Genomic DNA, 12,718 nt, shown 5'->3' with positions numbered 1-12,718 from the left:
CCCCGCGGCGGTCGCGCTCACGGTGGGTGTCCGGTCAGGGCAGGGCCATCATGAGTGCGGCCACCACGGTGAGGGCCGCCACCGGCACCATGATCAGGCGCGCGCGTTCCCACCAGGCCGGCCAGCCGCCGCTCCGGTGCCAGGGGCGATCGACGCGGAGCCCGGCGTCCGGAACGGTGAGGGCCCGGCCGGAACCGAGCAGCGAGCGGCACCAGGGGCATTCGCCGTCCTCCCACGCTTCCATGCCGCGCTCAACGACACCCCCGGGGCCGGGCAACGCCCACGCCCACCATCGTGATGCCGCTGTCACCGAGCCGTGAGCAAGCGGTGCCCCGGGCGGTCGGGGCCGGGCCCCACGGAACGGCCCGGCCCCTTCTCCGTCCGGACTCACAGGCCCGGGAGCCCACGCGGCACGGGCACCGCGGGCACCGAGGGGGCCACCCGCGCCGACGCTTCCGGCGGCCGCTCTCCCGAACCGACGCCCCAGGGCCGCAGCAACGGCGTACCGGGCTCCCGCCCCGCGGACGCCGCGGTCGGCGGTGAGCCGGCGTCCGCGAAGGACGCCCACTGCACTGGGGACGGTTCGGGCGCGTGCCGCCCGGTGATCCGCGTTGGCGCGAGATCCGCGGCGCGGGGCGCCGAGTGGGCCGGTGACTGGTTCGAGGGCCCGCTGGTCAGTTCCGCGTAGGGCCGTTCCGCGGGGAGGTGGCCGAGTGAGCGGGGCACGGCCCGAGAAGTGCTCTCCATGCCGGAGCAAACGGCGCTCATGCCGCCTGCGTACGCCTCGCGCCGCGGTCCCTCACCACATCAGGTGAGGGCACCGCTCGAACGGCCGCCTCCGCTCATGCGACAAGCAGTCCAGAGCGGCCGCGAGGGAGCCCGACGAGCCTTCCCCGGCCCAGGTCAGTTCTTTCCCGGGGTCAACTCGGCCAGCAGCGGCGTCCGGTCGTCCGTGACGTCGTCGGCGCCGTCGTGGCGATGGCGGCGGTGGTGTCCCTGGCCACCGCGCTGCTGTCGGGCCGCTGGGTCGTGGCCCGCAGCCGCGAGCTCGCCCGTGCGGCCCGCTCACTGGGCGACGGCGGCGACTACGCCGCACCCCACGGTCCGGCGGTCATCGAACTCGGCACGCTGAGCTGGAAGTTGGCGGCCACCAGTGCCCGGCTCGCCCGGTCCGGGGAGCGTGAGCGCGCCCTGGAGTCCTCCCGCCGGGAGCTGGTCGCCTGGATCTCCCACGACCTGCGCACCCCGCTCGCCGGACTGCGTGCCGTGTCCGAGCGCTGGGGGACGGTGTGGCCGCCGACCCCCCAGCGGCTGCCGCTTCGAGGTGACCCTGCCGGCACCGGAGGGGCGAACCCCACCGGAGGGCTGAGCACCACCGGACGGGCGAGCCCCGCCCGCGCGTCCCCGCCTGCCCCGTCCCCGCCCCGTGAGGCGCTCCCGCCCGCAGGCGTGCCGCCGTGGCACCCTGGCCCCATGTGCGGTCGCTACGTCTCCACCCGCGGTCCGGAGGACCTGGTCCGGCACTTCCGGGTCACCGAGTGGCGCCCGGCGGAGGCGCTGGCGCCCAGTTGGAACGTCGCGCCGACCGACGAGGTGTGGGCCGTCCTCGAACGCGCCCCGCGCGGGGACCGCACTGCGGCCGCCGTGAGCAGGGAGCTGCGGCCGCTGCGCTGGGGGCTGGTCCCGTCCTGGGCGAAGGACGTGAAGGCCGGCGCCCGGATGATCAACGCCCGGGTGGAGACCGTGCACGAGAAGCCGGCCTTCCGCCGCGCCTTCGTCCGACACCGCTGCCTGCTGCCCGCCGACGGCTTCTACGAATGGCAGCAGATCAAGTCCGCGGACACCGGCAGGACCCACAAGCAGCCGTACTACATCAGCCCCGAGGACGGCGCGCCGATGGCGCTCGCCGGCCTGTACGCGTACTGGCGCGACCCGCACGTGGCGCGGGACGACGACCCCGCCGCCTGGCTGACCACGTGCACCATCATCACCACCGAGGCCACCGACGAGGCCGGCCGCGTCCACCCCCGGATGCCGCTGGCCCTCACCCCCGACCACTACGACGCCTGGCTCGACCCCCGCCATCAGGACCCCGGCGAACTGCGGGCTCTGCTGAGTCCTCCGGCGGGCGGCAGGCTCGGCGCCCGGCCCGTCTCCACGGCCGTCAACAACGTGCGCAACAACGGCCCCGAACTGCTGGAGGAGGTGCCGTCGTGACGGACCGGACCGCCTCGGTCTCCCCGCACGGCACCGTGCGCCGGACGGGCATCCGTTCCCCCTGATGCCCCCGATGACCGCCCACCCGGGCGAACTGCACCTCTGCTCCCGCCCGACCAGCCCTTACGGTGCTCAAGAGGGCTCAGAGGGCTCACGAGCGCTCGACAGGCGATGGGCGAAGGCGGCGGTCCGGCGGTCCGGGTGTGACGGCCCGGACGGGACGGCCGGTCCGGAAGGGGAGGCGCGGTGGCTGGTGCGGGCGCTCCGGCGGGCGGGCCGGGCCGCGGGCGCCGGGCAGCCGTCCGGGTGCCCGGCAGCCGCCCGGCGCACTCCGTGCGCCTCCCACCGCGTGCCCGAACCGCTCCCACGGTCCGGAAGGCCGAGAGCACGGTGCCCTGGCTGCGGGTCGCCGCCGCCTACGCCTGGCGCCTCATCCTCGTCGGCGTCGTCGTCTACGGGCTCTTCACCGTCCTCGGCCGCTTCCAGCTCATCGCCGTGGCCCTGTTCCTGGGCCTGGTCATCACCTCGATCCTGCGTCCCCTCACCGACCTGCTGAACCGCTTCCTGCCCAGAGCGCTCTGCGTCGCAATCGCCCTGGTCGGCAGCCTGCTGTTCCTGCTCGCCCTGCTGGCGCTCGTGGGCAACGCGGTGGCGGGCGAGTCGGCGAAGCTCGCGGGCGAGTTCGGCGGCGGCATCCACAGGATCGAGCAGTGGCTCCAGCGCCCGCCGTTCCGGCTCAGCCAGACCAAACTGGCCGACGTTCAGAAGCAGGTCCTGTCCTACCTGTCCGCCCACCGCGCCGGGCTCCTCAGCAGGGCGCTCAGCGGCTTCGGCAGGCTCGTCGAACTGGTCACCGCGGGTGCCCTCGCGCTCTTCTCCTCCGTCTTCTTCATCCACTCCGGCGAGAACCTCTGGCGGTGGGTGCGCGACCAGCTGCTGCCCAGCGAGGCCCGGCCGGTGTGGGACCGGGCCGGGTACGCCGCCTGGCGGACGTTCGCCGGATACACGCGCGGCATCATCATCGTGGCGGCCACCAACGCCGTACTCGTCGGTGTCGTCCTGCTGGTGCTGCGCGTCCCGCTCGCGCTGCCGCTGACGCTGCTGGAGTTCTTCGCCACGTTCGTGCCGCTGGTGGGCTCACCGGTCGCGCTCGGCGTGGCCACGGTGGTCGCCCTCGCGGGGCGCGGCCCGCTCACGGCGCTGGCCGTGCTCGCCCTCATCGTCGTCATCGGCCAGCTCGAAGGGCATGTGCTGCACCCTGTGGTCATGAGCTGGGCGGTGCGCCTGCACCCGCTCGTCGTCGCCGTCTCCGTCATCGCGGGCGGCATCGTCGCGGGCGTGATCGGTGCCGTGGTCGCCGTGCCGTTCGTCTCCGTCAGCTGGGCGGTGCTGCGCGCACTGCGGCCCGTCCCGCCCTGACGTCCCGCGCCGTTTCCGGCGCCGGGGCTTTTCGGCGGCGGCAGAAGGGGCACGCGTTCGTCGTACGGCCCCCGAGCGAAGGAGCGGTGCCGTCATGGCCGAGTACGAACGTTCACGCACGATGCCCGCTCTGCCCGAGCACGTCTTCGACCAGGCCGCCGACGTCGGCCGGTTCGACGCCTGGCTGCCGGGCGAACTGCACGTGCACGCGGAGGAACCCCCCGCCGTCACGGTGCACGAGGACCAGACGGACCGGGACACCGCCGCCCAGCTGCGCGCCGAACGCGACCAGATGCGGATCGAGTGGGGCACCCGCGAGCAGGGCGGCTACGCGGGCTGGCTCCAGGTCGCGGGCATCGGCAGCGGGGCCAGCGAGGTGACCGTCCACCTGTCGTTCTTCGACGACCGCCACGATCCGGGCGAGCGTGCCGCCTGCGACGCCCTCGACAGCAGCCTGCGCCGCCTCGAGGAGCAGGTACGGCTCCACACCGACCACACGAGCGGCTGACCGCTCCGACCGGGCCGCGCCACACGACTGTCTCCCACGGTGACGAGCCGTCACCCACCGCCTGCCGTCGGCGGTTCGCCCCCCGCGACTCCGGGGCCATCCCCCAGAACATGCCGCGGTGTGCGGCTCCATGACGGAATCGCACACCGTGACGTCACATGGCCGGATCAGCGCCCGCCGCCACCGCCGTGACCGCCGCCATGGCCACCGCCGCGGCCACCGTGGTCGCCGTGATCGCCGTCTCGCGTGAAGGAGGGGCGCGAGGATGATGGCCGCGCCCGCCGAATGAGATGAAGCGGCGCGGTCGTAGGCGTCGCCGCTGGATTGACGAGAAGCACGTCTCGGACCGATACGCCATGCCGCCCGCGCCAGGTTCCACGGGCGAGCACTGCGACCACGGGGCCCCGTCGTGGAGACTCGCCGGACTGGGCGTGTCCCGGTTGCGGCTTTCCAGGGGTGGACGCCAGTCGCCGGTTCGTGAGTCGGTGTCTCGGGAGGACGCGTGGACGGACGGCGGAGACACAAAACCGGGCGGAAGAGGCAGGAAGGCGCCGCGAGAAGTCCCGTCGGCCCGTCGGCCCGGGTCCGGCGGGTACCGGCACGCAGCCACCCGCCACGGCGCTCAGCCCTGCGTCCGGGACGCGTCGTCCGGCCCCGGCCGGGTACACGGCGGCTGCCCGGCGGTGCGGCCGCGCAGCGGGCGCGCGGAGTCCTGACCTGCCGTACGGCGTGTCGTGCGGACGGCCGCGGGCACTGGGAGACGATGGGCGAGCGTTGACACCCACGAGGTCGGGCTGGGGACGGAGAGGCCAGGTGGAGCAGCAGGTCACGGGGCAACGAGCGGGCCGGGAGACCGGTGCGGACGCCCGCGATACCGACCCGACCGGTCACGGCCCGACCGGTCACGGCCGACCGGTGGGCGATGCCCGGCGGCGGATTCCCCGCACGGACGCCGTCCTGCGGGACGCGCGCCTGCTGGACGCGGCGGCTCGGCTCGGACCGGGCCCGGTGAAGGCCGCGGTCCGGCAGGCGCAGGAGCGGGCACGCCAGGGCGCCATCGCCCCCGAGCAGGTGGCGGACACCGCCGTGGCGCTGCTGCCGCGGTCGGTCGGCGGACTGCGTCCGGTGATCAACGCGACCGGGGTCCTGCTGCACACCAATCTCGGCCGTGCGTCCCTGTCCGCGGCGGCCCGGCAGGCGGTGCAGGACGCCGCCGGGCCCACGGACGTCGAACTCGACCTGCGCACCGGTGTCCGGGCCCGCCGGGGCCGCACCGCCCTGGACGCGCTGCGCGGCCGGGTGCCGTCCGCCGCCGCGGCCCACGTCGTCAACAACGGCGCCGCCGCGCTCGTCCTCGCCGCCACCGCGCTCGCCGCCGGCCGTGAGATCGTCATCAGCCGCGGCGAGATGGTGGAGATCGGGGACGGCTTCCGGCTGCCGGACCTGCTGGTCTCCACCGGGGCCCGGCTCCGCGAGGTCGGCACCACGAACCGTACGACCGTCCGGGACTACGCCGACGCGATCGGCCCCGACACGGCGTTCGTCCTGAAGGTCCACCCCTCCAACTTCCGCATCACCGGCTTCACTCGGGCCGCCGAGGTCCGCGAACTGTCGGCGCTGGGCGTGCCGGTGGTGGCCGACATCGGCTCCGGACTGCTCGCCCCCCATCCGCTGCTGCCCGACGAGCCCGACGCGGAGACCCAGTTGAGGTCCGGCGCGGCCCTGGTGACGGCGAGCGGCGACAAACTGCTCGGCGGCCCCCAGTGCGGACTGCTCCTCGGCGACGCGGAACTTCTGCACACCCTCACCCGGCACCCCCTGGCCCGCGCCCTGCGGGTGGACAAGCTCACCCTGGCCGCGCTGGAGGCGACCCTGACGGGTCCCCGGACCCCGACGGCCGATTTCCTGACCGCCGACGCCGCCGGGCTCATGCGGCGGGCCGAAGACCTCGCCGCCGAGTTGCGCGCCGCCGGGGTCGAGGACGTCCGGGCCGTCGCCGGGACCGCCACCGTCGGCGGCGGCGGGGCGCCGGGCGTGACGCTGCCCAGCGCCGCGCTGTCCCTGCCGGAGTCGTACGCCGCCGTACTGCGCACCGGAGAGGTGTCCGTGGTGGGGCGCCTGGAGGCCGGGCGGTGCCTGCTGGACCTGCGGGCGGTGCCGCCGAGGGACGACGAACGCCTCGCCGGGGCCGTGCGCTCGGCGGCGGAAAGGTAGGCGCCATGCGAGTGCTGGCCACCGCGGGGCATGTCGACCACGGCAAGTCCGCCCTGGTACGGGCCCTGACGGGCATGGAACCCGACCGCTACGAGGAGGAGCGGCGCCGGGGACTCACCCTCGACCTCGGCTTCGTGTGGACGCCGCCGGACGCCGAGGGCGAACGCCTCGCCTTCGTCGACGTGCCCGGCCACGAGCGGTTCGTGGCCACCATGCTGGCCGGGGTCGGCCCGGTGCCCGCCGTGCTGTTCGTGGTCGCCGCCGACCAGGGCTGGCAGCCGCAGTCCGAGGAGCACCTCGCGATCCTCGACGCGCTCGGTGTACGGCACGCGGTGCTCGCCGTGACCCGCAGCGACCTGGCCGACCCCGAGCCGGTGCGCGCCGAGGCCGTCAAGCGGCTGGCCCGGACCTCGCTCGGCACCGTGCCGTCCGTCGCGGTGAGCGCGGTGACCGGCGCCGGACTGGACGAGCTGCGCACCGAACTGGCCCGGATGGCCCGCGTACTGCCCGTGCCGCCCGCCGACGCGGACGTACGGCTGTGGCTGGACCGCGCCTTCACCGTGCGCGGCCACGGCACCGTCGTGACCGGCACGCTCGGCGCGGGCACCCTGCGCGTCGGCGACCGGCTGGTGAGCGGGGCCGGCGCGCACACGCTGAGGGTGCGCGGGCTCCAGTGCCTGCAACAGGACCGGAGCGCCGTCAGCGGGGTGGCGCGGGTCGCGGTCAACGTGCACGGCCCCCTCGCCGGGCAACTGCGGCGGGGGAAGGTGCTGCTGGCGCCGGACCGCTGGCTGTTCACGGACCGGATCGACGTCCGCGTCACCGGCGAGCCGGTCGGCGACCTGCCCCGGAGCGTCGCCCTGCACATCGGCACGGCTGCCGTCGCGGTGACCGTCCGCCCCCTCGGCGAGGACACCGCCCGGCTGACCCTGCGTCCCCCACTGCCGCTGCGCGTCGGGGACCGGGCCGTTCTGCGCGAACCGGGCGGCGGGCGCAGGCCCCGCGGGGTGACCGTGCTCGACGTGTGCCCGCCGGACCTGACCCGGCGGGGCGCCGGGCGGGCCAGGGCCGCCGTACTGGCCGCGATGACGGACCGTCCCGACGGAGCGGCGGAACTGCGGCGCCGCGGGCTCGTCCGCCGCTCCCACCTACTGGCCATGGGCATCCCCTCGCCCACCGAACCGGTCACCGGGGACTGGCTGGCGGACGAGGCCCACTGGGCCCGGCTGCGCGAGCGGCTGGCCGCCGCGGTCGAGGAGCACGCACGCCTGCACCCCATGGAGCCGGGGCTGCCGGCCGAGGCCGCCCGGCACCTGCTGGACCTGCCCGACCGGGCACTGGTGGACGCCCTCGCCGCGACGCCGGGCGAGCCGCGCCTGCTGCGACGCGAAGGGCGCCTGTACCGGCCCGAAAACGCCGGGCCGACCCTGCCGCCGCCGGTCCGGGCGGCCGTCGACGTGGTGCGGCGCGAGCTGCTGACGGCACCGTTCCGCGCACCCGAGGCCGACCGCCTCACCGGACTGGGACTCGACCGCAAAGCCGTGGCCGCGGCGGTCTCCGCCGGTGCGCTGCTGCGGGTCGGCGACGGGATCGTGCTGCTGCCGGGGGCGGACGCCGAGGCCGCCGCGGTGCTCCGCCGCCTGCCCCAGCCGTTCACGCTCAGCGAGGCGCGCAAGGCACTCGACACCACCCGCAGGGTCGCCGTGCCGCTGCTCGAGTTCCTCGACGCGCGCGGGCACACGGAGCGAGTCGACGACCAGCACAGACGCTGCCGGCCGGACGCGGAGGGGAGCGGAGGCGGACGGGAATCGAACCCGCCTGCCCGAGATCCTCGGACACCTCGGTTTTGAAGACCGGGAGGGCCACCAGGCACCCACACGCCTCCACCGGCCGCCAGGCTACCGGAGGCCCGGCGGAGGCGGCGCGGGCGCGGCGCGTCCGGGCCCGCCGTACGGCGGGGTGACCGGCGCACCGTCCAGCCCCCCAGGAGACCTACAGACCACCGAGACCGGGAGACCCAGCGTGACCGCCACCCATGAAACCCCCGTACGGCTCACCCAGTTCGCCCACGGCGGCGGCTGCGCCTGCAAGATCCCGCCGGGCGAGCTGGAGGACGTGCTCGGCGCACTGCCGGCGGTGCTGCCCGCCGCCGGGGACACCCCGCTGCTGGTCGGCCTGGCCACCGGCGACGACGCGGCCGTCATGACGCTGCCCGCGCGGGGCGGCGCCGCGCAGGCGGTGGTGTCCACCGCCGACTTCTTCACCCCCGTCGTCGACGACCCCTACGACTGGGGACGCATCGCCGCGGCCAACGCCCTGTCGGACGTCTACGCGATGGGCGGCCGCCCGGTCCTGGCGGTCAACCTGCTGGCCTGGCCACGTGACGTGCTGTCCTTCGAGCTGGCCCGCGAGGTGCTGCGCGGCGGGCTGGAGGTCGCCACCGAGGCCGGCTGCCACGTGGGCGGCGGGCACAGCGTCGACGACCCCGAACCCAAGTACGGCATGGCCGTCACCGGCCTGGCCGACCCCGCCCGGCTGCTGCGCAACGACGCCGGCCGGCCCGGACTGCCCCTGACCCTGACGAAACCGCTCGGCCTGGGGGTGCTGAACAACCGCCACAAGGCCACCGGCGAGCGGTTCGAGCAGGCCGTGGCCACCATGGTGGCCCTCAACCGGGACGCCTGCGCCGCCGCCCTGGCCGCCGGGGCCTCCTGCGCCACCGACGTGACCGGCTTCGGCCTCCTGGGCCACCTGCACAAACTCGCCCGCGCCTCGGACGTGACGGCGGTGATCGACACCGCCGCCGTGCCCTACCTGGACGGCGCCCGCGAGGCCGTACGCGACGGCTACGTCAGCGGCGGCACCCGGCGCAACCTGGCCTGGGTGGAGCCGTTCACCGACTTCGGTGACGCCGACGCCGACACCCGCCTCCTGCTGGCCGACGCCCAGACCTCCGGCGGCCTCCTGATCGCCGGGGAGGTCCCCGGCTTTCCGGTGATCGGCGAACTCGTCCCGCGCGGGGCCCACTCCGTCGCGCTGAGGTGAGCCCCGCGCCGGCCGCCGGTCAGGGCTGGGTTCCGGTGTGCTCGTCGATGCCCGCCCGCGCCTGGTAGGAGCGGACCAGTTCCACGGCGGCCGGGCCCCTGGGGCGGCGGCCCGGGCGGATGTCGACGCCGAACGCCTTGGCCTCCTGAATGTGCGTGTTGGGGTCGAGGGAGAGGTGGAGCAGTTCGTTGGCGGCGTCGCCGGTGCTGTAGCCGTTCGGGCCCCAGTGGTAGGGCAGGCCCACCTGGTGCAGGGTGCGGCCGTGCACGGTCAGGGGCGGCACCCGGTCGGTGACCAGTACCCGTGCCTCGATGACGGCCCGGGCGCTGACGATCGTCGCCCAGCCGGTGTGCTCCAGACCGCGCTCGGCGGCCAGTTCCGGCGACACCTCGCAGAAGAACTCCGGTTGCAGCTCCGCCAGATACGGCAGCCAGCGCGACATGCCGCCCGCGGTGTGGTGCTCGGTGAGCCGGTAGGTGGTGGCCACGAACGGGAACACCTCCGAACCCGGTTCGCCGGCACTGGGCTCGTAGCGGTTGTCCGGGCGCGACTGCGTCACGTACCGCGCCGGATTGCGCTGCTGCCCGTACAGGAGGTTCGGGAACGGCGACTCCTGCGGCTCGTAGTGCGTCGGCAGCGGCCCGTCCGTGAGCCCGGACGGCACGTACAGCCAGGCCTTGCCGTCGGCCTGCATCACGAAGGGGTCGATGCCCGACAGGGCCTGCGGGCCGGTCGCGTCCGGCGGCGGCCGGTGGTACGGGGACTTGTCCTTGGCGAAGTCGGCGATGTCGTGGCCGGTCCACTGCGCCTCGCGCTCGTCCCACCACACCAGCGCCTTGCGCTCGCTCCACGGCTTGCCGTCGGGGTCGGCCGAGGCCCGGTTGTAGAGGATCCGGCGGTTGGCGGGCCAGGCCCAGCCCCACTGGTTGGCGACCCAGTTCTGCTCCGTGCCCGGCTTGCGGCGGGCGGCCTGGTTGACGCCGTCGGCGTACACACCGCAGTAGATCCAGCAGCCGCACGCGGTGGAACCGTCCGGGTTCAGCTGCTCGTAGGACGCCAGCGGGTGGCCCTCGGCGTCGAACCCGTTGATCTCGGCGAGGACCGCCTCCGCCTCCGGCTCGGCGATCTCGCCCTTCGTAGGATAGTCCCAGGTCAGGTCGAGTACCGGCCGGTCCATCGGGTCGACCGACCCGGAGAGCTTCCGCCGGATGATCCGGCCGAGGTGGAAGGTGAACCACAGGTCGCTGCGCGCCTCGCCGGGCGGTTCGACGGCCTGGTGGTGCCACTGCAGCAGCCGCTGGGTGTTGGTGAAACTGCCGTCCTTCTCGGTGTGCGCGGCGGCCGGCAGGAAGAACACCTCGGTGCGGATGTCCTCCGTGCGCAGCTCCCCGGTCTCGATCTCCGGGCCGTCCTTCCACCAGGTGGCCGACTCGATGAGGGAGAAGTCGCGTACGACCAGCCAGTCCAGGTTGGCCATGCCAAGGCGCTGCATCTTGGCGTTGGCGGAGCCCACAGCGGGGTTCTCGCCCAGCAGGAAGTAGCCCTTGCAGACACCTTCCACCTGGGCCATCACCGTCTCGTAGGTGGAGTGGGAGCCCGTGAGCCGCGGCAGGTAGTCGAAGCAGAAGTCGTTGTCGGGCGTCGCCGCCTCACCCCAGTACGCCTTGAGCAGGCTCACCAGGTAGGAGCGCATGTTGCCCCAGTAGCCGTTGCGCGCCGCCTCGGCGTTCACGAAGGCGTCCAGGTCCTCGTTCTTGTGCGCGTGCGGCATGGGGATGTACCCGGGCAGCAGGTTGAACAGGGTGGGGATGTCCGTCGACCCCTGGATCGACGCGTGCCCGCGCAGGGCCATGATGCCGCCGCCCGGCCTGCCGATGTTGCCGAGCAGGGTCTGCAGCACGGCGGCGGCGCGGATGTACTGCACCCCCACGGTGTGCTGGGTCCAACCCACCGCGTAGGCGAACGCCGTGGTCCGGTCCCGTCCGGAGTTCTCCGTCACCAGCTCGCACACCTGCCTGAACAGGTCCTGCGGCACCCCGCAGATCCGCTCCACCATCTCCGGCGTGTAGCGGGCGTAGTGCCGCTTGAGCACCTGGAACACGCACCGCGGATGGGTCATCGACTCGTCCCGCTCCGGCTCGCCCACGCCGATGTACGCGCCGCCCGCCCCGTGGGCCTCGCCGCGTGCGGCCTCGGCCAGCGACCTGCCGCCGCCGGAGCGCTTTTCGTACTCCTGGTCGCGCGCGCCGGAGGCCGCCTGCACCTCGGTGCCCCGGTACTGCCACGTGCTGTTGTCGTAGCCGCCGCTCTCGGGGTCGAGGCCGGAGAACACGCCGTCGAGGTCCTCGGTGTCCTGGAAGTCCTCGCTCAGCAGCACGGGCCCGTTGGTGTAGGCCACGACGTAGTCACGGAAGTACTTGTCGTTGCTCAGGACGTAGTTGATGATCCCGCCGAGGAAGGCGATGTCCGAGCCGGCGCGCAGCGGCACGTGCACGTCGGCCAGCGCGCTGGTGCGGGTGAACCGCGGGTCGACGTGGATCAGCTTCGCGCCACGGGCCTTGGCCTCCATCACCCACTGGAACCCGACCGGATGGCACTCGGCCATGTTCGAGCCCTGGATGACGATGCAGTCGGAGTTCTGCAGGTCCTGCTGGAAGGTGGTCGCGCCGCCGCGGCCGAACGAGGTTCCCAGACCGGGAACGGTGGAGGAGTGTCAAATACGGGCCTGGTTCTCGATCTGGATCGCGCCCAGAGCCGTGAAGAGCTTCTTGATCAGGTAGTTCTCCTCGTTGTCCAGCGTCGCCCCGCCCAGGCTGGCGATGCCCATCGTGCGCCGGGTGCGGGTGTCGTCGACCTCCCACTCCCAGCCGGCGCGACGGGCCTCGATCACCCGGTCGGCGATCATGTCCATCGCCGTGTCGAGGTCGAGCCGCTCCCACCGGGTGCCGTGCGGGCGCCGGTGGAGGACGTAGTGCTCACGGGCACTGCCGGTGGTGAGCTGGAGGCTGGCCGCGCCCTTGGGGCACAGCCTGCCGCGGGAGATGGGGGAGTCCGGGTCGCCCTCGATCTGGGTGACCCGCTCGTCCTGGACGTAGACGTTCTGGCCGCACCCGACGGCGCAGTACGGACAGATCGACTTCACCACCCGGTCGGCGGAGGCGACCCGGGGAGTGAGCCGTGCGCTGGGCCCGCTCTTGGCGGCCGCTCCGCGGCCCAGGGGGTCGGTGCCCTTGAGCTGGCGGTAGACCGGCCAGGAGTCGATCCATGTGCGTACACCCATGAGGTGAAGCCCTTTCGCTACTGCTGCTCGGTGCC

At 74.2% G+C, this 12,718-nt stretch carries 7 protein-coding genes, 1 tRNA gene and 1 pseudogene; 6 read left to right on the top strand and 3 right to left on the bottom strand.

Going from position 1 to position 12,718, the window contains the following annotated elements; translation table 11 throughout:
* Positions 1-34 precede the first annotated feature (34 nt).
* On the bottom strand, positions 35-244 hold the full coding sequence (locus ACFY4A_RS25500; protein WP_390831671.1) for a hypothetical protein: 210 nt from the start codon (positions 242-244) through the stop codon (positions 35-37).
* 1,229 nt (positions 245-1,473) lie between these two features.
* Between ACFY4A_RS25500 and ACFY4A_RS25495 the strand changes: the two genes are divergently transcribed.
* The 5 genes and pseudogenes from ACFY4A_RS25495 to ACFY4A_RS25475 form a co-directional block, all read left to right on the top strand.
* Positions 1,474-2,217: an SOS response-associated peptidase gene (locus ACFY4A_RS25495; RefSeq protein WP_390831691.1), complete on the top strand. Its 744-nt coding sequence runs from the start codon at positions 1,474-1,476 to the stop codon at positions 2,215-2,217.
* Positions 2,218-2,463: 246 nt separating this feature from the next.
* Positions 2,464-3,636 (top strand): AI-2E family transporter, encoded by a 1,173-nt coding sequence (locus tag ACFY4A_RS25490; protein WP_390831670.1) that lies wholly within the window; start codon positions 2,464-2,466, stop codon positions 3,634-3,636.
* Positions 3,637-3,730: 94 nt separating this feature from the next.
* Complete coding sequence (locus tag ACFY4A_RS25485; protein WP_390831669.1) at positions 3,731-4,144, top strand: SRPBCC family protein; 414 nt, start codon at positions 3,731-3,733, stop codon at positions 4,142-4,144.
* A gap of 915 nt (positions 4,145-5,059) precedes the next feature.
* On the top strand, positions 5,060-6,358 hold the full coding sequence (gene selA, locus ACFY4A_RS25480) for an L-seryl-tRNA(Sec) selenium transferase (protein ID WP_390831690.1): 1,299 nt from the start codon (positions 5,060-5,062) through the stop codon (positions 6,356-6,358).
* A gap of 5 nt (positions 6,359-6,363) precedes the next feature.
* Positions 6,364-8,064 (top strand): annotated as a pseudogene (locus ACFY4A_RS25475) (GTP-binding protein); the annotation flags it as partial.
* Between the two features lie 86 nt (positions 8,065-8,150).
* On the opposite strand, the gene ACFY4A_RS25470 reads toward ACFY4A_RS25475, so the two are convergent.
* Positions 8,151-8,243: transfer RNA gene (locus tag ACFY4A_RS25470), tRNA-Sec, on the bottom strand.
* Positions 8,244-8,380: 137 nt separating this feature from the next.
* On the opposite strand from ACFY4A_RS25470, the gene selD reads away from it, so the two are divergent.
* The gene (gene selD / locus ACFY4A_RS25465) at positions 8,381-9,403 is read left to right on the top strand and encodes a selenide, water dikinase SelD (protein WP_390831668.1); all 1,023 of its coding nucleotides are present in this window, start codon (positions 8,381-8,383) and stop codon (positions 9,401-9,403) included.
* 19 nt (positions 9,404-9,422) lie between these two features.
* Here selD and fdh read toward each other — a convergent pair whose 3' ends face one another.
* Complete coding sequence (fdh, locus tag ACFY4A_RS25460; RefSeq protein ID WP_390831667.1) at positions 9,423-12,683, bottom strand: formate dehydrogenase; 3,261 nt, start codon at positions 12,681-12,683, stop codon at positions 9,423-9,425.
* Positions 12,684-12,718: the final 35 nt, after the last annotated feature.

The organism is Streptomyces sp. NPDC001292 (assembly GCF_042896465.1).
Classification (GTDB): domain Bacteria; phylum Actinomycetota; class Actinomycetes; order Streptomycetales; family Streptomycetaceae; genus Streptomyces.
The sequence above is the reverse complement of the archived record's forward strand: the minus strand, read 5'-3'. Positions and strand labels throughout refer to the sequence as shown.

Coding starts and splice junctions, on each gene's coding strand:
- ACFY4A_RS25500 (WP_390831671.1), bottom strand. CDS start 244: ATGGAAGCGTGGGAGGACGGCGAATGCCCCTGGTGCCGCTCGCTGCTC.
- ACFY4A_RS25495 (WP_390831691.1), top strand. CDS start 1,474: ATGTGCGGTCGCTACGTCTCCACCCGCGGTCCGGAGGACCTGGTCCGG.
- ACFY4A_RS25485 (WP_390831669.1), top strand. CDS start 3,731: ATGGCCGAGTACGAACGTTCACGCACGATGCCCGCTCTGCCCGAGCAC.